General features: G+C 64.6%; 18 protein-coding genes and 1 pseudogene. 11 read left to right on the top strand and 8 right to left on the bottom strand.

Annotated elements, in window-relative coordinates:
- The first annotated feature begins 7 nt into the window (after positions 1-7).
- Both HAP40_RS04060 and HAP40_RS04055 read left to right on the top strand, forming a co-directional pair.
- On the top strand, positions 8-1,741 hold the full coding sequence (locus HAP40_RS04060; protein WP_166818995.1) for an ABC transporter permease: 1,734 nt from the start codon (positions 8-10) through the stop codon (positions 1,739-1,741).
- A gap of 12 nt (positions 1,742-1,753) precedes the next feature.
- Positions 1,754-3,067: an AAA-associated domain-containing protein gene (locus HAP40_RS04055; protein ID WP_166818996.1), complete on the top strand. Its 1,314-nt coding sequence runs from the start codon at positions 1,754-1,756 to the stop codon at positions 3,065-3,067.
- A gap of 3 nt (positions 3,068-3,070) precedes the next feature.
- Here the strand turns inward: HAP40_RS04055 and HAP40_RS04050 are convergent, their stop codons facing one another.
- A complete protein-coding gene (locus tag HAP40_RS04050; RefSeq protein WP_166818997.1) occupies positions 3,071-5,146 on the bottom strand; it encodes a methyl-accepting chemotaxis protein in 2,076 nt (691 codons plus the stop codon).
- Between the two features lie 242 nt (positions 5,147-5,388).
- Here HAP40_RS04050 and HAP40_RS04045 point away from each other — a divergent pair, with 242 nt between their 5' ends.
- Entirely contained in the window at positions 5,389-6,684 is a 1,296-nt protein-coding gene (locus HAP40_RS04045; protein WP_166818998.1) for a hemolysin family protein, read from the top strand.
- 16 nt (positions 6,685-6,700) lie between these two features.
- Here the strand turns inward: HAP40_RS04045 and HAP40_RS04040 are convergent, their stop codons facing one another.
- Entirely contained in the window at positions 6,701-6,958 is a 258-nt protein-coding gene (locus HAP40_RS04040) for a PilZ domain-containing protein (RefSeq protein ID WP_166818999.1), read from the bottom strand.
- Positions 6,959-7,061: 103 nt separating this feature from the next.
- The gene (locus HAP40_RS04035; RefSeq protein WP_166819629.1) at positions 7,062-8,687 is read right to left on the bottom strand and encodes an FMN-binding glutamate synthase family protein; all 1,626 of its coding nucleotides are present in this window, start codon (positions 8,685-8,687) and stop codon (positions 7,062-7,064) included.
- Positions 8,688-9,157: 470 nt separating this feature from the next.
- Here HAP40_RS04035 and HAP40_RS04030 point away from each other — a divergent pair, with 470 nt between their 5' ends.
- Both HAP40_RS04030 and HAP40_RS04025 read left to right on the top strand, forming a co-directional pair.
- Positions 9,158-9,550, top strand: a complete 393-nt coding sequence (locus tag HAP40_RS04030) for a RidA family protein (protein WP_166819000.1) — start codon at positions 9,158-9,160, stop codon at positions 9,548-9,550.
- 41 nt (positions 9,551-9,591) lie between these two features.
- The gene (locus HAP40_RS04025) at positions 9,592-9,975 is read left to right on the top strand and encodes a nuclear transport factor 2 family protein (protein WP_166819001.1); all 384 of its coding nucleotides are present in this window, start codon (positions 9,592-9,594) and stop codon (positions 9,973-9,975) included.
- 121 nt (positions 9,976-10,096) lie between these two features.
- On the opposite strand, the gene HAP40_RS04020 is transcribed toward HAP40_RS04025, so the two are convergent.
- Positions 10,097-10,870 carry a ferredoxin--NADP reductase gene (locus tag HAP40_RS04020; RefSeq protein ID WP_166819002.1) on the bottom strand — a complete coding sequence of 258 codons (774 nt, stop codon included), beginning with the start codon at positions 10,868-10,870 and terminating at the stop codon, positions 10,097-10,099.
- A gap of 377 nt (positions 10,871-11,247) precedes the next feature.
- Between HAP40_RS04020 and HAP40_RS04015 the strand changes: the two genes are divergently transcribed.
- Complete coding sequence (locus tag HAP40_RS04015; RefSeq protein ID WP_166819003.1) at positions 11,248-12,048, top strand: ATP-grasp domain-containing protein; 801 nt, start codon at positions 11,248-11,250, stop codon at positions 12,046-12,048.
- Between the two features lie 81 nt (positions 12,049-12,129).
- Here the strand turns inward: HAP40_RS04015 and HAP40_RS04010 are convergent, their stop codons facing one another.
- Together HAP40_RS04010 and HAP40_RS04005 are read right to left on the bottom strand one after the other, a co-directional pair.
- Positions 12,130-13,071 carry an amino acid ABC transporter substrate-binding protein gene (locus HAP40_RS04010; protein ID WP_166819004.1) on the bottom strand — a complete coding sequence of 314 codons (942 nt, stop codon included), beginning with the start codon at positions 13,069-13,071 and terminating at the stop codon, positions 12,130-12,132.
- Positions 13,072-13,080: 9 nt separating this feature from the next.
- Positions 13,081-14,379, bottom strand: a complete 1,299-nt coding sequence (locus HAP40_RS04005; protein WP_166819005.1) for a dicarboxylate/amino acid:cation symporter — start codon at positions 14,377-14,379, stop codon at positions 13,081-13,083.
- Positions 14,380-14,590: 211 nt separating this feature from the next.
- Between HAP40_RS04005 and HAP40_RS04000 the strand changes: the two genes are divergently transcribed.
- From HAP40_RS04000 to HAP40_RS03980, 5 genes and pseudogenes are all read left to right on the top strand, one after another.
- Positions 14,591-15,592 carry an NADP-dependent oxidoreductase gene (locus tag HAP40_RS04000; protein WP_166819006.1) on the top strand — a complete coding sequence of 334 codons (1,002 nt, stop codon included), beginning with the start codon at positions 14,591-14,593 and terminating at the stop codon, positions 15,590-15,592.
- A 157-nt stretch (positions 15,593-15,749) separates the two neighbouring features.
- Positions 15,750-16,583 (top strand): cysteine rich repeat-containing protein, encoded by an 834-nt coding sequence (locus HAP40_RS03995; protein WP_166819007.1) that lies wholly within the window; start codon positions 15,750-15,752, stop codon positions 16,581-16,583.
- 131 nt (positions 16,584-16,714) lie between these two features.
- Positions 16,715-16,929, top strand: a pseudogene (locus tag HAP40_RS03990) (hypothetical protein).
- A 188-nt stretch (positions 16,930-17,117) separates the two neighbouring features.
- Entirely contained in the window at positions 17,118-18,257 is a 1,140-nt protein-coding gene (locus tag HAP40_RS03985) for an FAD-dependent monooxygenase (RefSeq protein WP_166819009.1), read from the top strand.
- Complete coding sequence (locus tag HAP40_RS03980; RefSeq protein ID WP_166819010.1) at positions 18,254-19,867, top strand: benzoate-CoA ligase family protein; 1,614 nt, start codon at positions 18,254-18,256, stop codon at positions 19,865-19,867. Before HAP40_RS03985 ends, HAP40_RS03980 begins: the two co-directional genes overlap by 4 nt.
- 192 nt (positions 19,868-20,059) lie before the next feature.
- Here the strand turns inward: HAP40_RS03980 and HAP40_RS03975 are convergent, their stop codons facing one another.
- Positions 20,060-20,572 (bottom strand): MarR family winged helix-turn-helix transcriptional regulator, encoded by a 513-nt coding sequence (locus tag HAP40_RS03975; protein WP_166819011.1) that lies wholly within the window; start codon positions 20,570-20,572, stop codon positions 20,060-20,062.
- Positions 20,562-21,194, bottom strand: coding sequence for a maleylacetoacetate isomerase (maiA, locus tag HAP40_RS03970; protein ID WP_166819012.1), 633 nt, complete (start codon positions 21,192-21,194; stop codon positions 20,562-20,564). Before maiA ends, HAP40_RS03975 begins: the two co-directional genes overlap by 11 nt.
- Positions 21,195-21,340 lie beyond the last annotated feature (146 nt).

The following is a 21,340-nucleotide window of genomic DNA, read 5'->3' as shown; positions in this document are numbered from 1 at the left end:
CGGCTGCATGAAGCCAATGCATATGCGCACGGCCGCAATCGGCCGGACGCTGCTCCCCAATGTTTGGGATGCCGCGGTCCTGATCCTGGTGATCGGAGCCATGGTGCTGATCGTCTATGGCGGCGAGCAGACTGCGATGTCGCTGTCCGAGCTCGAACGCATGCCGGTCTCGCTCGACCCTTCGAACCTGCCGCTCTATGCATTGCGCACCACGTTGCGCATGCTGCTTGCGATCGTGTGCTCTACGGTCTTCACTTTCATCTACGCCGCGATTGCCGCCAAGAGCCGGCGCGCCGAGATGGTCATGGTCCCGCTGCTGGACATCCTGCAGTCGGTCCCAATCCTGGGCTTTCTCACCTTCACGATCGTCTTCTTCATGAACCTCTTCCCGGGCCAGGTTCTCGGCGCCGAGCTCGCTTCGGTGTTCGCGATCTTCACCAGCCAGGCCTGGAACATGACGTTCAGCATGTATCAGTCGATCCGCAACGTGCCGAAGGATCTGGAGGAAGCCACGCTGAGCTTTCATCTATCCGGATGGCAGCGGTTCTGGCGGCTCGACGTTCCCTTCGCGATGCCCGGACTGATCTGGAATGCGATGATATCGATGTCGGGCGGCTGGTTCTTCGTGGTGGCATCGGAAGCAATCACCGTCGGCAACACCACCGTGACGCTGCCGGGTGTCGGCTCTTACGTCGCCATGGCCATCCAGCAACAGGATATGCCCGCAATCTTCTATGCGATCCTGACGATGCTTTGCGTCATCATCGTCTACGACCAGTTGCTGTTTCGTCCGATCGTCGCGTGGGCGGACAAATTCCGTTTCGAGCAGACCGCATCGGGCGAGGCGCCGGCGTCCTGGATGCTGGACCTGTTCCGCCGGACCCGGGCGCTGCGCGCTCTGACCCGGCCCTTCGCGGCGACGAGCCGCATGATCTCGAACCTGAGGGTGCCGCTGCCGCGGCTGTTGCCCGCGAGAGGCAGCAAGGGCCGCCCGTCGCGCCTCGTCGACGCGATCTGGATCGGCTTGATCATCGCCGGTACCGCCTACGCCGCCTGGCTGACCTACCGCTATCTCTCGGCAAGTCTCGGCCTGTCCGATGTCCTGGCCGTCGTCGGCGACGGCCTAGTGACGCTGCTCCGCGTCGTCGTGCTGATCGCCCTCGCCACGCTGATCTGGGTGCCGGTCGGCGTCTGGATCGGACTGCGGCCGAAGCTGGCCGAGCGGATTCAACCGCTGGCGCAATTCCTCGCGGCTTTCCCCGCCAATCTCGCCTTTCCCGTCTTCGTCGTCGCCATCGTGCACTTCAAGCTCGTCGCGGACATCTGGCTCAGTCCGCTGATGATCCTGGGCACGCAATGGTACATCCTGTTCAATGTCATCGCTGGTGCCAGCGCGTTTCCGACAGACCTGCGCGAGGCCGCGAGCAGCTTCCATCTCGGCGGATGGCGATGGTGGTTCAAGGTGATGTTGCCCGGCATCTTCCCGTATTACGTCACGGGCGCGATCACCGCTTCCGGGGGGTCCTGGAATGCGTCGATCGTCGCAGAGGTCGCGAGCTGGGGTGACACGCATCTGAAGGCCACCGGGCTTGGCGCCTATATCGCCGGCGCGACGGAGGCCGGCGACTTCCCGCGCGTCGTTCTCGGAATCGCCACGATGTGCATTCTGGTGACGTTGTTCAATCGCTTGGTATGGCGGCCGCTCTACGCCTTCGGCGAACGCCGCTTGCGGCTTGGCTAAAAGGGGGCGAGCATGATCGACCAACCATCCCGGCTCATTGATATCCGCGGTGTCTGCCGGTCGTTTCCGAAGGGCTCGGGCGAGGAGCTCCTCGTGCTCGACAAGGTCGACCTCGCGATCCGCTCCGGCGAGATCGTTGGCCTGCTCGGCCGCTCCGGGTCGGGCAAATCCACGCTGCTGCGGATCATCGCCGGCCTGGTCAGCCCTTCCGCTGGGCAGGCAACCTGCCGGGGCGAAGCCATCACCGGACCGCCGAACGGCGTGGCGATGGTGTTCCAGTCGTTTGCGTTGTTTCCCTGGCTGACGGTGCTGCAAAACGTCGAGCTCGGCCTCGAGGCATTGGGCGTGGAAGCCGCCGAGCGCCGCAAGCGCGCGCTGGCTGCGATCGACCTGATCGGCCTCGACGGATTCGAGTCGGCCTTCCCGAAGGAGCTGTCGGGCGGCATGCGCCAGCGGGTCGGCTTTGCCCGCGCGCTTGTCGTGCATCCGGATCTGCTGCTGATGGACGAGCCATTCTCGGCACTGGACGTGCTCACCGCCGAGACGTTGCGTACCGATCTCATCGACCTCTGGATCGAGGGCCGGCTACCGATCAAGTCGGTCCTGATGGTGACCCACAATATCGAGGAAGCGGTCCTGATGTGCGACCGCATTCTGGTGTTCTCATCCAATCCAGGCCGGGTCGCCGCCGAGATCAAGGTCGAGATGGCGCATCCGCGCAACCGGCTCGATCCGCATTTTCGCCAGCTCGTGGACAGCCTTTACGCCCGCATGACCCAACGCGCCGAGCCGAAGACACCCGCTGTCGAGGGGATCCCGGGCTCCGGCGTCGGCCTGGCACTGCATCACGTCTCGTCCAACGTATTGTCCGGCCTGATCGAGACGCTGGCGGGTGGGCCCTATCACGGACATGCCGACCTGCCAGTGCTCGCAAGCCAGCTCCAGCTCGAGGCCGACGAGATCCTGCACCTCGGCGAGTCGCTCCAGCTCTTGCGCTTCGCTCATCTCAGCGAAGGCGACCTGATGCTCACCGAGGCCGGAAAGCGTTTCGCCCACCTGGAGACCGACGCACGCAAACGACTATTCGCCGAGCATCTCCTCACCTTCGTGCCCGTGATGGGCCTGATCCGCCGTGTGCTCGACGAACGTCCCTCGCACACGGCGCCGGCCGCACGTTTCCGCAACGAGCTCGAGGACTACATGTCCGAAGACTATGCGGACGAGACGCTGAAGACGGTGGTGTCATGGGGACGCTACGCCGAGCTGTTCGCCTATGACGAACAGTCCGAAACGTTCAGCCTGGAAAACCCGGGCGAAAGCGCCTGATGCCTACGCCGCGCGGATCGCGTCGAGGAATTTTCCGACCTCGACCTTGAGCCGGCTGCTTTCGCCGGACAGCGACCTCGCCGACGTCAACACGTTGGCGGAGGCCGATCCGGTCTGGCTGGCGCCGCGCTGCACGTCGACGATGCTGGCGGAGACCTGCTGGGTGCCGCGGGCCGCCTGCTGCACGTTGCGGGAGATCTCGCGCGTCGCCGCGCCCTGCTCCTCGACCGCCGCGGCGATCGCGGAAGCAATCTCCGACATGCGGGAGATGGTGTCGCTGATCGACTTGATGGCGCCGACGGAGTCCTCGGTCGCGGTCTGGATTCCCGATATCTGCTGGCTGATCTCGCCGGTGGCCTTGGCGGTCTGCTCGGCGAGCGCCTTGACCTCGGAGGCGACGACGGCGAAGCCGCGACCCGCCTCGCCGGCGCGCGCCGCCTCGATGGTGGCATTGAGCGCCAGAAGATTGGTCTGGCCCGCGATCTGGCTGATGAGCTCGACGACGTCGCCAATTCGGCCCGCCGCCTTGGCAAGCTCGCCGACATGGTCGTTGGTGCGGCTTGCCTGCTGCACCGCCTCACCGGCGATGCGCGCGGAATCCTGGACCTGCCGGCTGATCTCGTCGACCGACGAGGCCATCTCCTCCGCCGCGGCGGCAACGGTCTGCACGTTGGTCGAGGCCTGTTCGGAGGCGGCCGCAACGGTCGCCGTGACCTTTTCCGATTGGTCGGCCGTGCTCGTCAGCGTTCCCGCCGATGCTTCCAGCTCCGACGAAGCCGACGACACGGTGTTGATCACATCGCCGATCATGGCCTCGAACTCGCGCGCGATCTGGTCCATGCGCTGGCTGCGACGGAGCTTGGCGTCGGCTTCGACCGCGGCGGACTCGTCGGCGGCCTTCTTGGCGACGAGTGAATCCTTGAAGTGCCGGAGCGAGCCCGCGACCTGGCCGATCTCGTCGTTGCGGCCCGTCGCCGGAATCTCGACCTCGTGCTGTCCGGCGGCGAGCGTTCCGATCACATCGGCGATCCGGCCGAGCGGCGTCACCACGCGGTTGCGCAGCATCATGGTGACCCCGGCGAGCGTGCCGAGCAGTGCCAGCACCGCCACGGCCGCGAGCGCAAGCATCGCCAGGGCGCCATCGCGCGCAGCCGAGGCGCGCTCGGCCGCCTCCGCCAGCGCGGCATCGCGCACGCCGTAGAACATCTGGATCGCCGGCACGATGACCTTCGCGAGGTCGTCGGCAGTGGTGCTGTACTTGCCGTCACTCCGGGCTGCGGGAATTTCCCTTTCCACGGCAACAGCCGCTGCTCCGAAATAGGATTCATTTGCCGCCTTCAGCGCGGTCGCGATGCGGGAGGGATTTCCGAGCTGGTCGATGCCAGCCTCGATCCGCTCGCGGTCAGCCTCCACGCGGCCCTGCATGCGGTCCATCAACGACAATTCGGCCGCCGAGAGCGGGCGGCGTGTGGACAGCGCCGGGGACAGCGTGGCGGCCCGGCTGCCGGCCGAAACGCGCAGATCCTGCGCCGTCCGCGCCAGGCTCAGCAGCGCCGCAAGCGAGGAATCGGCATTGATCACCTTCGCCTCGAGCCGGTTCATGACAGGCTCGATATTGGCGAGAACCTCGGCAATACCGGGCAGGAAGCCCTTGGTCGCGGCGCTGTCGCGCGCGGCCTGAGCGAGGCCCATTGCGCGATCGGCCGCCGTGGTGATCTCCTTCAGCCGCCGTGCGGCGCGCTCGAGATTTTCGCTGATCGCTGCGCCGTCATCCAGCACCATGATGGCACGCCGTGCAGCGTCAAAGCCGGCCTCGGCAGCTTTCGTCGCCTTCGCGGCAGCTTCAAGCTGCGCCTGCGTCGCTGCGCCTTCCTGAAAGATCGGCCCGATATAGGGGGCGCGCAGGCTGGCGACGTGCTGGCTCGCCATCAGCGTGGCGCCGAAGGCCGCGACCGTCTTGATGGCGTCGGAACGGTTCGTGAAGATGCGCGTCTGGGGTATCAGCACCTCGGCGCCGAGGATGACTGCAAATACCGTCACCGTCAGCATCGACAGCGTGAAAAGCTTTCCGATCCGCATCCTGGCCCCCGAATAGACTCTCCAAATGTCGGAAACCTAATTGGCGGCCACTAAGAGCCCGTTAAGCAACAGCCCGTAGTTCCGCGGGCGTGCCATCTCGTCGCGGGTTTCGCCGGACCTCACCCGCCGTCAGCTTCCTTCACGGCGCGGAACGCGACACAATGACCGGCATTTTCTCACTGGAATACCTATATCGAGACTGGTGCCGCCGTCCGGCACACGCGCTTACCCCCGGAACATCAATGCTCTCGGTCGAACTCGTCATCGTCGTCGTCCTGATCGTCATCAATGGCCTCTTGTCCATGTCGGAGCTGGCCGTGGTGTCGTCCCGCCCGGCGCGGCTGTCCCTGCTCGCGGCCAAGGGCGTCCGCGGCGCCGAGCGGGCACTGACGCTGGCGGCCGATCCCGGCAAGTTCCTGTCGACGGTGCAGATCGGCATCACGCTGGTCGGCGTGCTTTCCGGCGCATTCTCGGGCGCGACGCTCGGGCAGCGGCTGACGCAATGGCTGCTCGAACTCGGACTGTCCAACGGCATTGCCGACATCGTCGGCGTCGGCCTCGTCGTCACGCTCATCACCTACGCCACCCTGATCGTCGGCGAACTGGTGCCGAAACAGGTGGCGCTGCGCGACCCCGAGAGCATCGCGGTCAGGGTCGCACCCGCCATGCACCTGCTGGCGCGGATCTCGCTGCCGCTCGTCTTCCTGCTCGACCTCTCCGGCAGGCTGATCCTCACGCTGCTCGGCCGCGGCGGGAGTACCGAGGAAAAAGTGTCGGAGGACGAGATCCATCACCTCGTCAGAGAGGCCGAGAGCGCAGGCGTGCTCGAGCCCGGCGAGAAGGAGATGATCGCCGGCGTGATGCGGCTCGGCGACCGGCCGGTCGGCGCGGTCATGACGCCGCGCACCGAGGTCGACGAGATCGACCTGAACGACGATGCACAGACCATTCGCGAGATCATCGCGAAGAGCCCGCATTCGCGCTTCCCCGCCTCGGACGGCGACCGCGACAAGCCGATCGGCGTGCTCCAGGCCAAGGACCTGCTGGTCGCCCATATGCACGAGCGCACGCCGGATCTGCGCGCGCTGGTGCGCGAGGCCCCCGGCATTCCGGCGTCGGCAGACGCCCGCGACGTGCTGGCGATCCTGAAGGCTGCGCCGGTTCACGTCGGCCTGGTCTACGACGAATACGGCGCCTTCGAAGGCATGGTAACCGCCACCGACATTCTCGAATCGATCGTCGGCGCCTTTCATTCCGAGGAAGGCCCGCCCGAGCCGGCCTATATCAGGCGCGATGACGACTCGCTCCTGATCTCCGGCTGGATGCCGGTCGACGAGTTCGGCGAGTTGCTGGGCATCGAGCTGCCGCCGCACCGCTACAACACGGTGGCGGGCCTCGTGCTGCAACAGTTCACCGTGCTGCCCAATGTCGGCGACGCCTTCGATTTCGCCGGCTGGCACATCGAGGTGGTCGATCTCGACGGACGGCGGATCGACAAGATCCTGGCGAGCCGGCGGGGCGAGCAGGCGGCAGCGTGACCCTTGGCGCGCGCGCTCAGACTCGTTGAAAGCCTCGCCCGAACTTCACGCCGATCCGCTTTTCCTTGCGCCAGACCACGGTGCAGGCGAGATGTTTTCCGTCGGCCTGGACGAGCAGGGTGAAACGATCGGGGATGCCGACGGGGCTGGTGACGTCGAGGGCGGCGCCGGTGTCGGACAAGTTGCGGATGGTGCAGTCGATCGCGCCGCCGCCGAACTCGATCGTTCCGCCCTTCAGCACGCGATGTCTGGCCTTTTCGCGCCGTTCGTCCATGGGCACAGCATACACCCAAAGTTGAACCAAACCTTTAGTACCAACTCCGCTCGCGGTGAAGCCACTTTGCCGCCGCCGTCGCCACGGCCCGGCGTGAACGCGCTTACAGCACGGGCTGGAACGTCTCGGGGCGCGCCATGCGCCAGGCGTCGCGAAACCGCGGATCCTCGGTGCCTTCGAGCAGCTCGCCCGGGCGCAGGGCCGGATAGAGCTGCGCGAAGGACCTCACGTCCGTGGTCGAGGTGCGCTGGGTGAAATGGATCGGGCGCAGCTGCTGCGGATGTTCGAGGCCGGCGGCGGCGATCAGCTCGGTCAGCGAATGCAGCGTCGCATGGTGATAATTGTGCACGCGATCGATCTTGAGCGGCACGTAGAGCGCGCGCGCACGCGTCGGGTCCTGCGTCGCAACCCCGGTGGGGCAGCGGTCGGTGTGACAACTCAGCGACTGGATGCAGCCGAGCGAGAACATGAAGCCGCGCGCCGAATTGCACCAATCGGCGCCGATCGCCATCGCGCGCGCCATGTCGAAGGCGGTTGCGATCTTGCCGGATGCGCCGATCTTGATGCGGTCGCGCGCGTTGATGCCGACCAGGGCGTTGTGGACGAAATTGACGCCCTCGCGCATTGGCATGCCGAGATGGTCCATGAATTCCAGCGGCGCCGCGCCGGTGCCGCCCTCATTGCCGTCGACGACGATGAAGTCGGGATAGATGCCGGTCTCCATCATCGCCTTGCAGATCGCGAGGAATTCCCAGGGATGACCGATGCACAGCTTGAAGCCGGCCGGCTTGCCGCCGGACAGGCGGCGCATCTCAGCGATGAACTGCATCATGCCTGTTGGCGTGGAGAAGGCGCGGTGCGATGCCGGCGAGATGCAATCCTCGCCTATCGCCACGCCGCGGATCTTGGAGATCTCCTCGGAGACCTTCGCGGCTGGCAGCACGCCGCCATGGCCGGGCTTGGCGCCCTGGCTGACCTTGAGCTCGACCATCTTGATCTGCTCTTCGCCGGCGACGCGCGCAAACGCCTCCGGATCGAAAGTGCCATCGAGATGGCGGCAGCCGAAATAGCCGGAGCCGATCTCCCAGATGATGTCGCCGCCCATCTCGCGGTGATAGGGGCTGACGCCGCCCTCGCCGGTGTCGTGGGCGAAGCCGCCCTTCTTCGCGCCGGCATTGAGCGCCCGCACAGCGTTGGGGCTGAGCGCGCCAAAGCTCATCGCGGAGACATTGAACACGGAGGCCGAATAGGGTTTTGCGCAATCCGGCCCGCCGATGAGGACGCGGAATTTTTCCTTGGCATGCGCCGTCGGCGAGACCGAGTGATGCATCCACTCGTAGCCCTCGCGATAGACGTCCTCCTGGGTGCCGAACGGCCGCTTGTCGAGCTCCATCTTGGCGCGCTGATAGACCAACGAGCGGGTGTCGCGCGAGAACGGCATGCCGTCCTTCTCGCTCTCGAAGAAATACTGCCGCATCTCCGGCCGTATCTCCTCGAGCAAGAAGCGGATATGCGCCGAGATCGGATAGTTGCGCAGGACCGCATGGCTCTTCTGCAGGAGATCGCGGACGCCGAGCAGCGTCAGCGCGCCGAAGATCAGGATCGGGATCAGCATGATGTCGAAGATCTTGCGATCCGCAAGGCCAATGCCGATGAGGAGCGCGGTGACGACCGCGCAGATCGTCAGCACGATGAAGCGCGGCGAGAACGGAAGCAGCAGGGTTTCCATGATCCCTTCTTCCGCCAGCGGCAGGCGTTTCGGAACTTCCCGCGTTTTACTGTCCTCGGCCACGATTCTGATCCTCTCGCCAGCATCAGGCGCACGATACGCCCGTGCCCGTCATACGGATATGACGCGGCCCTTGTTTCAGGCTAGCGAATTCGGCCGAGAGAAATCAATCAGCCTGATAGTGGGATTTTGCGGTGCAATAAAACGTCGAGGAGGATCGGGATCGAGAAGGATCCGGATGAAGAGCGGTGTCCCGGGCGAGGCGCTTGACCCCACCGCCGTCGTCCCGGCGAAAGCCAGGACGACGGCGAGAGAACAAACCAGCGCCAAATCAGCGCTCGACGAGCGCCATCTCGATCACCAAATAAGTGGGCTTGTTGCCGCTTCCCACGACGAACTCGCGGCCTTCGAACATCAGCCTTCAACGCGTCGGCGCCGCTTCAAGGCAGCCACAACAGGAGAGAGTTCTAATGACCCAGCGTGATGCTGTTTTCCCGGCCGGCCGGCACGACCTCTACAAGTCGCACGCCTATTCCGCAGCGATCAGATCGGGTGATCTCCTGTTCGTCTCCGGCCAGGTCGGCAGTCGCAGCGATGGCTCGCCCGAGCCGGATTTTGAGGCTCAGGTCCGTCTGGCATTTGCGAATCTCAAGGCGACCCTGAAAGCAGGTGGATGCGAGTTTGACGATATCGTCGACGTGACGAGCTTTCACACCGATCCCGAAAATCAGTTCGCTACGATCATGACCGTCAAGAACGAGGTCTTTCCAGAAGAGCCTTATCCGAACTGGACGGCGATCGGCGTGAATTGGCTCGCGGGGTTCGGCTTCGAGATCAAGGTGATTGCTCGCATCCCTGGCTGAATTCAGCGCCTGTTGCCCGTAACCTCGCAAGGGAGCGTGTCGTGCATGATCTGGAACGCAACAAGGCGAATGTGATCGCCTTCTACGAATTGATGTTCAACGCATGCCGGCCCGCCGAGGCCATCGCGCGCTTCGCTGGGGACGAGTACATCCAGCACAATCCGCATGTGGAAACCGGAAAGAAGGGCTTCATTGACTATTTCGAGCGCATGGCTCGCGAATGGCCGGGCAAACGAGTCGAGATAAAGCGGGTCGTGGCAGAGAACGAGTATGTCGTTCTTCATTGCTCCCAGCACTGGCCCGGAGACCACGATTACGCGGGAATCGATATTTTCCGGCTCGACGATCAGGGGCGGATCGTTGAGCATTGGGATGTGCTGCAGATCATCCCCGAGCATTCAGCCCATCCAAACGGTATGTTCTGAGCTCGCCGGAAACCAAAGTTGCGCGGTCAGCCCCCGCGACTGCCTTCACCAAACTTGTTTCGATGAACATTAAGTCCCGGCTTTCGCCAGGACCACATCCCGGAGGGCTGACGAGCGGCGCTTAGCGCTCGACGAACGCCTTCTCGATCACGAAATGACCGGGCTTGTTGCCGCTTCCCTCGACGAAGTCGCGGCCTTCGAACATCTGCTTCAGCTCTTCGAGCATCGCCGGGCTGCCGCACATCATGATGCGGTCGGTCGCGATGTCGAGCGGGCCCTGGCCGATGTCGTTGAAGATCTGCTCGGAGTTGATGAGGTCGGTGATGCGGCCGCGGTTCTTGAACGGCTCGCGGGTCACGGTCGGATAGTAGATGAGCTTGTCCGCGAGCAGCTCTCCGAACAGCTCGTCCTCACGCAAGGAAGCGACCAGCTTCTCGCCATAGGCGAGCTCGGAGACCTGGCGGCAGCCATGCACCAGCACGATCGACTCGAACTGGTCGTAGACCTCGGGGTCCTTGATCAGGCTCGCGAACGGCGCAAGGCCGGTGCCGGTCGAGAGCAGCATCAGCCGCTTGCCGGGGATGAGGTTGTCGGTGATCAGCGTGCCGGTCGCCTTGCGGCCGACCAGGATGATGTCGCCTTCCTTGATCTTCTGCAGGCGCGAGGTCAGCGGACCATCCTGCACCTTGATCGAGAAGAACTCGAGCTGTTCCTCGTGATTGGCGCTCGCCATGCTGTAGGCGCGGAGCAGCGGGCGGCCGTCGATCTCAAGGCCGATCATGGCGAACTGGCCGTTCTGGAACCGGAAGCCGGTGTCGCGCGTGGCGCGGAAGCTGAACAGCGTGTCGGTCCAGTGGTGGACGGAAAGAACCTTCTCTCGATAAAACGCGCTCATGATTTTCGATATTCCGAATATTTGCGGTTTTCGGGCAAAAGCGTTGCCCGGCCCCTGACAGCGGGGCGGGCACCATTTGCCATGGCGGAGGATTTCGCGTGTGTGATCTACGCCATTGAGACCAATAATCAACCTCGTTTCGGATGCAATTGATGCTGATCAAACCTGCATTTGGGCTGAAATCAGCCGCGTCATTAACGAATTTGCTGTCCAGCGCGCGCGGCGGGCAATTTCTTTTCCCCGGAGGCCTCGATGGCAGCACTTAATTTCCGTCGCGCTCGCGAGAATTTCATTAAGAATAGTTCTGATCTTCACCCCGGTTTGGCGCCATTTCCCGCATTTTTGCGGCTTTTGGCGACAGGAAACAACTGAACCACATGGCAGGCGGCGAGCGGATCTTCGTCCAGGCGATCAGGCGCTATTGCGCGGAGCACGGCATCTCGGTCGATGTCCGCGCCGGCGGCTGGCTGATCTCGATGCGCCGGGGCGAGATGCGTCGCTTCGCCTTCGGCTACGACATCGGCCTCAACAGCGCCATCGCGCACCGCCTCGCCAGCGATAAATCGGCCACGGCTGAGGCCCTGACGCTCGAAGGCGTGCCCTGCATTGCCCATCACCTCTTCCTCAATCCGAAGCTGGGCATGCACGTCGCCGGCGCCGACTGGCACCAGAGGATGCTGGCGCTACTCGCGCAGACCCCGCAGGGCGTGGTCGTGAAGCCGAACGAGGGGACGTCGGGCCGCGCCGTCTTCAAGGTGACGAGTGGCGAGGAACTCGATCATGCGGCCGCCGAGGTGTTCTCGATGAGCGCCGGGCTCGTGATCTCGCCCTATGTCGCGATCGAGGATGAGGTTCGCGTGGTGTTGCTCGATGATGTGCCCCTCGTCGCCTACAGCAAGCAGCGCGGCACGGATTGGCGGCACAATCTCGATGCCGGCGCCAAGCCGGTGCTGCTGGAGGGGGGCGAGGTTCGCGGGGCTTGCGTGAAGCTCGCCAGCGACGCCGCGAACGCCATCGGCATCGCCTTTGCGTCGATCGACGTGGTCCGTGTGGACGGCGCCTGGCGCGTGCTGGAGATCAATTCCGGCGTGATGATGGAAGCGCTGGCGAAGCAGCATCCGGAGCTGGTGCAGGCGACATATGACGCCGCGCTGGACCGGGTGTTTGGGAAAAACTAGCGCCGCAGACTCGCTGTACGCTCTCCCCTGCGGGAGAGGGTGGCTCACCGCGATGGCGGCGCGATCACCACAACACAAGGCCTAATTGTTCGCGCTGGCGGAATCGTCCATCGCCTTGAAGGCTTCCTCCAGCTGCAGCGAGATCGGCACGTTGAGCCGCTCGCCGGTGGGGAGCCTTGCGGTGAACCATTTGTTGTAGAGGGGGACAAGGTCGCGGTTGGAGCCGAGCTTGCGGAAGGCACGCTCGACCACGGCCGAGAGCTGCGGCTCGCCCTTCCGGAACATGATGCCGTAGGGATCGTAGGACAGATAGTCGCCGGTGACGCGGAACTTGTCCTGCGCCTTGTGGCGCGCGATCAGGCCGGAGAGCAGGATGTCGTCGGTCGCGAACGCATCGGCCTTGCCGTCGGCGAGCATCTGGTAAGACTGCTCGTGGTCGGGCGAGGTGACGATGTTGAGGCCGAGCGAGAACTTTTTGTCGGCCGTATGCATCGCTTGCTCGTTGGTGGTGCCCTTGGTCACCACCACGGTCTTGCCCTTGAGATCGGTGACCGCCCTGACGTTCGAGGCCTTCGGTACCATCAGCTTGGTCCCGGCGACGAACATCAGCGGCGAGAACGCGACACGCTTGCCGCGCTCGGCGTTGGCCGTTGTCGAGCCGCATTCGAGATCGATCTTGTTCTGGAGCACGGCCTCGATGCGGTCGTCGGACGTCACCTTGACGTAGTCGATCCTCAGATTGGCATCGTCGACCTCGACGCCGATCTCCTCGACGATCGCCGCGCACAGTTCGAGGCTGTAGCCGATCGGGCGGCCCGACTGGTCGAGGAACGAGAATGGCGGTGAGCTCTCGCGATAGCCGAGCCGCACGGTATGCGTCCTCTTGATGGCCGACAGCGTCGGACTGAGCCCCTCGCTGGCGGTCTGGGCGAACCCCGCGCTCACGAACAATGAGGGCGCCAGCAAGCATGCCGCGAGCCAAAGGCAGAATGAGCTCAGTGGCCTCGCCGGGATCTGGCCCATGGTTTGCTCCTAGCCATGGCCGGCCATCGCCGGCACTTCGCCCGGCACCATGTCGTCAGGCACGGCATCGCCGGGTCCGAGTTCGTGCTCAGGTCCGAGCTCGCCCTCCCACTTCGCGACAACGGCGGTCGCGAGCGAGTTGCCGATCACGTTGGTGGCGCTGCGTCCCATGTCGAGGAAGGTGTCGATGCCCATGATCATCAAGAGGCCCGCCTCGGGGATGCCGAACTGCGACAGCGTCGAGGCGATCACCACGAGCGACGCGCGCGGCACGCCGGCAACGCCCTTCGAGGTGATCATCAAGGTCGCGAGCATCGCGAGCTGCGTCGCGAGCGACATCTCGATGTGATAGGTCTGTGCGATGAAGATGCTGGCGAACGTGCAGTACATCATCGTGCCGTCGAGGTTGAAGGAGTAGCCGAGCGGCAGCACGAAGCTCGAGATTCGCGACGAGGCGCCGAACTTGGTCAGCCCCTCCAGCGTCTTCGGGTAGGCCGCCTCCGAACTCGCGGTGGAGAACGCGATCATCAGGGGTTCGCGGATCAGCCGCAGCAGATGGCTGTAACGCGGGCCAATCACGATGAAGCCCACGACGATCAGGATGACCCACAGGATGGCGAGCGCGAGATAGAAGCCGCCCATGAAGACGACGAGCTTCCACAGCACGCCGAGGCCGTTCTTGGCGACGGTGGCCGTGATGGCAGCCCACACCGCGAGCGGCGCGAACAGCATCACGTAACTCGTCACCTTGAGCATGATATGGGCGACGTCGTCGATCATCGCCAGGATCGGCTTCGAGCGTTCAGGCATTGAGCCCATCGCCACGGAGAAAAACACCGCGAAGATCACGATCTGCAGGATCTCATTCTGCGCCATCGCGTCCGCAATCGAGGTCGGAATCAGATGGGTGAGGAATTTCTCGATCGAGAACGCCGAGACCGGCAACCCCGTGGACTGGCCCTGTTCAGGCAACGTACCGGGGAAATTCGCACCGGGCTGGAGCAGGTTGACCATCACGAGGCCGAGCAGCAACGAGACGAAGGAGGCGCTGACGAACCAGCCCATGGTCTTGGCGAAGATGCGGCCGAGCCGCGAGCCCGAGCCCATATGCGCGATGCCGCCGACCAGGGTCGCGAACACCAGCGGCGCGATGATCATCTTGATCAGGCGCAGGAACATCATGGCGATCAGGTTGATGGAGGAGGCCCATTCGGCGCGCGTGTCGGGCAGGAAGTTGTAGATCGCCGAGCCCATGACGATGCCCAGCACCATCGCGGCCAGAATGTATTGCGTGAACCTGTTGGACATCGCTAACCCCCAACGCACACCGGCGCTTCATGATGTCGCAGATATCACAGCGACGCAACACGCTTTGCGTGTGTTGGCGTTGGCCGGATGTTCCCGTTGTGAATTGCAACGTGGCGATCTAGCCTTCACGCAGCGCACAACACATGCGGCTTGCATGCCTTCTTTGCGGCAGCTGCATCAATAATCGTCAAACAGCCAAGAGGGGAACGCCATGAGCGGCAACATCAATCGCCAGATTCTTCTGGTGGAGAAGCCCAGCGGCAAGCTCGGCCCCGAGCATTTCAAGATGGTGGAGAGCGCACCGCCGGAGCCGAAGGACGGCGAGGCCTTGCTGCGCGTGCGATACATCTCGCTCGACGCCGCCAACCGCGCCTGGATGCACGGCGCGACCTATCGCTCCGCCGTCGAAGCCAACAGCGTGATGGCCGGCGGCGCCATCGCCGAGGTCGTCAGCTCGAGGGCGCCGGGCCTCGCGCCTGGCGACATCGTGTTCGGCGACACCGGCTGGCAGGAATTCGCCGCCGTACCGGCAAAGCATCTCACCAAGATGCCGAAGCTCGAGCCGATGACGCATCTGCTCAGCGTGTTCGGCATCGCCGGCCTCACCGCCTATTTCGGCCTCCTCGAGATCGGCAAGCCCAAGGAGGGCGAGACGGTCGTGGTCTCCGCAGCCGCGGGCTCGGTCGGCTCGATCGTCGGCCAGATCGCCAAGATTAGGGGATGCCGTGTGGTCGGCATCGCCGGCGGCAGCGACAAGTGCAACTGGTTGACCTCCGAGCTCGGCTTCGATGCCGCGGTCGACTACAAGGATGGCGCGGTGTTCAAGGCATTGCGGGCAGCGGCCCCGAAAGGCATCGACGTCTATTTCGACAATGTCGGCGGCGACATTCTGGAAGCCTGCCTGCCGCAAATGAACAATTACGGCCGCATCGCCTGCTGCGGCGCGATCTCGCAATATGACGGCGCGCCCTCGGCGCATGGTCCGCGCGGCGTGCCAGGCCTGATCGTGGTGAAACGACTCGTCATGCAGGGCTTCATCGTGATGGACTACATGAAGGAGAGCCAGCGCGCGCTCGCCGACCTCCAGGGCTGGGTCGCATCCGGCAGACTGAAGGTGCAGGAGGACATCATCCATGGCCTCGAGAATACACCGAAGGCGCTGATCGGATTGCTCGCGGGCGAGAACCGCGGCAAGCGCATGGTCAAGCTCTGACGACGTCAATTACGTCGCAATTGCGCCGACACAATTGACTTGCGGGTGAGGTCAAAGCGGCGAATGATGCTGCTTGCGAGGCCTCACTCGCCACCATTGCGATTGCATCATATTTTAGGAATCGTCGGCGATGCCGACAGGGCAGGAAATCACTCAGATGTTCAACACGTTGAAATATGCGTCAACGCGCGCGGCGTTGCTGGCGGCCGCGCTCTTCGCAGCTGCAACAGGGGCGGTCGCGCAAGCGCCGACCGAGGCCCAGAAGAGCGCCATCCGTTCCGCATGCCGCTCGGATTTCATGGCGCATTGCTCGAGCGTGACGCCCGGCGGCGTGGAAGCGGTTCAATGCCTGGCGAAGAACATGTCCAGCCTGTCGGCGGGATGCCAGACCGCGGTCCGCGCCGTCGAACCGGCGAAGACCGAAGCTGCGCCCGCCGCGCCGAAGAGCGACGCCGCGCCCAAGGCGGAGACGGCGCCAGCCGCACCGAAGGCTGATGCCGCTCCCGCTGCCAAGCCCGCTGCCGCAGCGGCGCCGAAGGCCGCTGCGGCCGCCAAGCAGCCGAGTAGCGCGCAGGTCGCGGCGGTCAAGAGCGCGTGCCGCGCCGACTATCCCAAGGTGTGCGCCAGCGTGCCGCCGGGCGGCGCTCCCGCGCTCGAATGCCTGGAGAAGAACAAGGCCAAGGTCTCGCCCGCGTGCGAGAAGGCCGTGAGCGCCGCGGCCGGCGGCGGCGCTGCCGCAACGGCGGCACCCGCGGGTGCGGCTCCGGCGACAGCAGCTTCCGCGGCGGCTGCGCCAGCCGTGATCGTGCTACGCCCGCTGCGTCCGCGCGAAGAGCTGTTCATCGTGAGATCGGCCTGCGGCGCTGACGTCCGCTCGCTCTGCGCCGGCGTCGCGCCGGGCGGCGGCCGCATCGTTCAATGTATCTCCAGCAATGCCGCCTCGCTGTCGCCGGCGTGCAAGGAAGTGCTGGCCCCGTTCGCGGCGCGATGAGGCGGCACGCGATCACGCGCCCAAATGCGCAACAATGATTGACGGCGTGCCGGAATGAATTCCCGCACGTCCGCGACGGCAAACCTTTTGCAAGAATCTCTTTTTGATCACGACAAGCCCTGGAAGACCACATGCGTTCATTGCTGCTCGTCGCTTCTGCGCTGCTTGCCTTCGCTGCCACCATGACCTTCGAGGCCACCGACGCCAATGCGGTGGTATGCGCGCGCGGCGTCTATCGCGCCGGCTGTGCCGGGCCGAACGCGGCCGTCGTGGTCCGCAAGCCGGTTCCAGCCGTGCGCTGCACCAGGGTCCTGGTGAACGGGTCTACGTGAAGCGCTGCGTCTGACGCGCGGATAGCCAAGCCGGCACGGTTTGGCTATGATTCGGACCTGACGTTTTGGACGCGCAAAACGTGTGTCCGAAGGTGAGCTTTGGCGTGTCCGCGCCTTGCCGATAATTCTGCTGGCGCCGGACGCCGGAGCACACTAGTCTACCCCTAGATAGTAAGTATACTGTCAATTAGGGAGGCAGACGTTGCGGATCGCCGTGATTGGCGGGGGGCCCGGTGGGCTCTACTTTGCCTATCTCTGGAAGAAGCGTCACCCCGAGGATCAGGTCGACCTGTTCGAACAGAACCCGGCCGACGCGACTTGGGGCTTTGGCGTCGTGTTCTCAGACCAGGCCCTGGAGTTCCTGCGTGCCGACGACCCCGAAACGGTCGACGCGATCGCGCCGCATATGGAGAGCTGGGAGAACATCACGCTGAACCTCGGCGGCGACAGCGTCGCGATCGATGGGGTCGGCTTCTCCTCGATCGGACGGCTCGAGCTCCTCAAGTTCCTGCAGCAGCGTGCGTTCGAGGCCGGCGTCACCCCGCGCTTCGATACCCCGGTCCACGCAATCGACCAGCTCAACGGCCACGATCTGATCGTCGCCGCCGACGGGCTGAATTCGCTGGTGCGGCGGGCTTATGAAGGTGATTTCGGCACCTCGCTGTCCTACTCCTCCAACAAGTTCGTCTGGTACGGCACGTCCAAGCGCTTCGACACGCTATCGCAGACCTTCGTGAAGACCGATCGCGGCGCCTTCAACGCCCATCACTACCGCTACTCGCCGGCCATGAGCACGTTCCTGGTCGAATGCGACCACGCGACATGGCAGGCCTACGGCTTCGCCTACAAGGACGTCGAGCAGTCCAAGGGCGTCTGCGAGGAGGTCTTTGCGGACACCCTCGGCGGACATTGCCTGGTCTCCAACAAGTCGGTCTGGCGCAACTTCCCCTGGGTCTGGAACGAGCACTGGTCGTTCAAGAACATGGTGCTGCTGGGCGATGCCCTGCACTCGGCGCATTTCTCGATCGGCTCTGGCACGCGCCTTGCGATCGAGGACGCCATCGCGCTGGTCAAGGCGCTGGAATCCGACGCGCATCTGACGACCGCGCTGCATCGCTATCAGGCCGCGCGAAAGCCGGTGGTGCAGAAGCTCGTCAACGCGGCACGCACCAGTGCGTTCTGGTACGAGCACTTCGCCGAGCACATGCAGCTTCCGGTGCTGGATTTCGCCTATAGCTACATCACCCGGTCCGGCCGCATCGACGATTCCCGGCTGCGGGCGATGTCCCCGGCCTTCATGGCGCGCTACGAGACCGCCAAGAACGGTGGAGACGCGGCATGAACAACGCCATTCGCGACCAGGTGCCCGCGGACAGCCCGGGCGCGCGCGAGATCGGCTTTGCCGTTCCGCAAACCTATAACGCCAGCCGCGTGCTGTTCGACAATCTCGGCAAGGGCCGCGGCGGCACGCTCGCGCTGATCGGTCCGGCGGGCACGCGGACCTATGCCGAGCTCTGCGCGGAGGCTTGCCGCTGGGGCAATGGCTTCGCCTCGCTTGGCCTCGAGCGCGGCGACCGCGTGCTGTTGTTCCTCGACGACACGCCGGCCTATCCGGCCGCGTTCTTCGGCGCCGTGCGCGCCGGCTTCGTGCCGCTCCTGATCAACACGCTGACGCCGCCGGACCTCCTGCAATTCTATCTCGCCGATTCCGGCGCTGCCGTTGCGGTGGCCGAGTCCGAATTCTGCGCGCGCTTCAATGCGGAGGCCTGCGAGGCGACCGGTCTGCGCACGCTGATCGTCGTCAACGGCGAGGTGCGCGACCACGCCGCGCCGAACGCGGTCGCGGCGGACGGCTGGCTTGCGCAGTTTTCGACGGAGCTGGCGGCAGCCCCGACGCATCGCGACGAGATGGCGTTCTGGATGTACTCCTCCGGCTCCACCGGCCGGCCCAAGGGCATCGTGCACCTGCAGCACGACATGGCCTATAGCGAGGCTGCCTTCGCACAAAGCGTATTGAAGCTGACGCCTGACGACATCTGTTTCTCGGTGCCGAAGATCTTCTTCGCCTACGGTTTCGGCAACTCCGTCACCTTCCCGTTCTCGGCAGGCGCCGCAACATTGCTGCTGCCGGGCCAGCCGAAGCCCGCATCGATCTTCGCGACGATCGAGCAGTACAAGCCGACGGTCTTCTTCGGCCTGCCGACGCTCTACACCGCGCTGACGAAGGCCGAGGGCGCGGAGAGAACGAATTTCTCGTCACTGCGCATGTCGCTCTCCGCAGCCGAGGTGCTCTCGGCCGACGTCTTCAACGGCTGGAAGGCGCTCACCGGCCTCGAAATCGTCGAGGGCCTCGGCTCGACCGAGGTGCTGCACATCTACCTCTCCAACCGCCCGAAGCAGAAGAAGCTCGGCGCCGCCGGCCTGCGCGTACCCGGCTATGAGGTCGCGTTGCGCGACAAGGACGGCCGCGACGTCGCCGACGGCGAGGAAGGCATCTTGTGGGTGCGCGGCGATTCCAACACGCCGCTGTACTGGAACCGGCCGGACAAATCCGCCGAGACGATCCGCGACGGCGGCTGGATCTACACCGGCGACCGCTTCGTCCGCGATGCCGACGGTTTTCATTTCTTCCGTGGCCGCGCCGATGATCTCATCAAGATTTCCGGCCAGTGGGTCTACCCCCTCGAAGTCGAGTTGTGCCTCGCCGATCACCCCGACATCCGCGAATGCGCCGTGTTCGCCGCGGAGCTGCCGGACCGACGGATGACGCTGAAGGCGGTGGTGGTGATGAACAACCGCGCTGCCGACCAGAATGAGGCGACGCGGCGGCTGCAGGATTACGTCAAGGGCAAGCTGCTGCCGTACAAATATCCCCGCGAGATGATCTTCATCGACGAACTGCCGAAGACCGGCACGGGGAAGATCGACCGGCAGGCATTGCTGCGGATGTGAGGGAAGAGCGCTGCCACACATTCGCTGTCGTCGCGGCGAAGGCCGGGACCCATAACCACAGGAAGAGGTTTGGCGAAGATCGGCAATGACCATCTCACACCACAACCACAGCTGCGGCGTATGGGTCCCGGATCTGCGCTGCGCTTGTCCGGGACGACGGCGGAGAATGAGGCGCGAGGCGTGAGACTCCCCTCACCCGCCCTTGCCCAGATGCTCTAGCGCATCCTCGGCGCGCAGCGGCACGCGTGAGGCCTCGTTGTTGAGGTCGACGAGCTGCACCAGAAGCCCCAGCAGCGCCTTGCGGTCCGCCGGCTTGAGTGGCTCCAGCATGCGCGCCTGGGCGCGCTCCACGGCCGGGATGATCTCGCGCAGGATCGCGGCGCCGGATTTGGTCAGATGGAGCAGCTTGATCCGCTTGTCCTCGCGCGCCGGCTTGCGCTCGATATAGTCCTTGGCCTGGAGCCGTTCGATCACGCTGCCGAGCGTGGAGCGGTCGAAGGCGATCACCGCCGAGAGCCGCGTCGCGTCGATGCCGGGATGGGTGTGGATCGCGATCAGCGCCGCATATTGCACCGGCGTCAGATCGAACGACTTGCACTCCTCCATGAAGATCGAGACCGCGATCTGCTGCATGCGCCGGAACAGATAGCCCGGCGCGGCATAGACCGCGTCCATCGTGATCGGAGGCAGCGGCTTACTCGGCATCGGGCTGCTTCTCCGGCGCGGCATCGGCAAAGGCTGCAAGCGCCTTGGCGGCGGCTTCTGCCTGCAGCAGGCGCGGATAGGCCGAGACGTCGACGCCGAAGCGGCGCGCATTGGCGAGCTGCGGCACCAGGCAGAGATCGGCCAGCGTCGGCGCGGCGCCGAAGCAGAACGGGCCTGCCTCGTTCCTGATCAGGGCCTCGCAGGCCGACAGCCCCTCGCGGTTGACCCACGCCGCCCAGTCCTGGACCTTCTCTTCGGCAAGGCCGAGCTCGCGCAGCCGCGCCAGCACCTTCAGGTTCTGCACCGGATGGGTGTCGCAGGCGATCGCCAGCGCAAAGGCGCGCACCTTGGCACGCCGCAGCGGATCCTTCGGCAGCAGCGGCTGATCGGGGTGGGTTTCGTCGAGCCATTCGATGATAGCGACCGATTGGGTCAGCACTGCGCCCGCATCGTCCTCCAGCGTCGGCACCAGGCCTTGCGGGTTGATGGCGAGATAGGCGGGCGCACATTGCTCGCCCTTGCGCAGATGATGCGGCAGATGCTCGGCGCCGAGGCCCTTGAGGTTTAGCGCGATCCGCACGCGATAGGCGGCGCTGGAGCGGAAATAGCCGTGCAGCTTCATGAAGACCTCCCTCTGATTTTGCTTTGTCGTTCCGGGGCTCGCGAAGCGAGAACCCGGAACCTCGAAATTTTCAGGTGCGCAATTGCGCACCATAGGTCGATGCTGTCGCATCGGTCCCGGAATGACGTTTCCCGTCACGTTGACGC

The sequence above is a fragment of the Bradyrhizobium sp. 1(2017) genome, from assembly GCF_011602485.2.
In the GTDB taxonomy this organism is placed as follows: Bacteria; Pseudomonadota; Alphaproteobacteria; order Rhizobiales; family Xanthobacteraceae; genus Bradyrhizobium.
The sequence above is the reverse complement of the archived record's forward strand: the minus strand, read 5'-3'. Positions and strand labels throughout refer to the sequence as shown.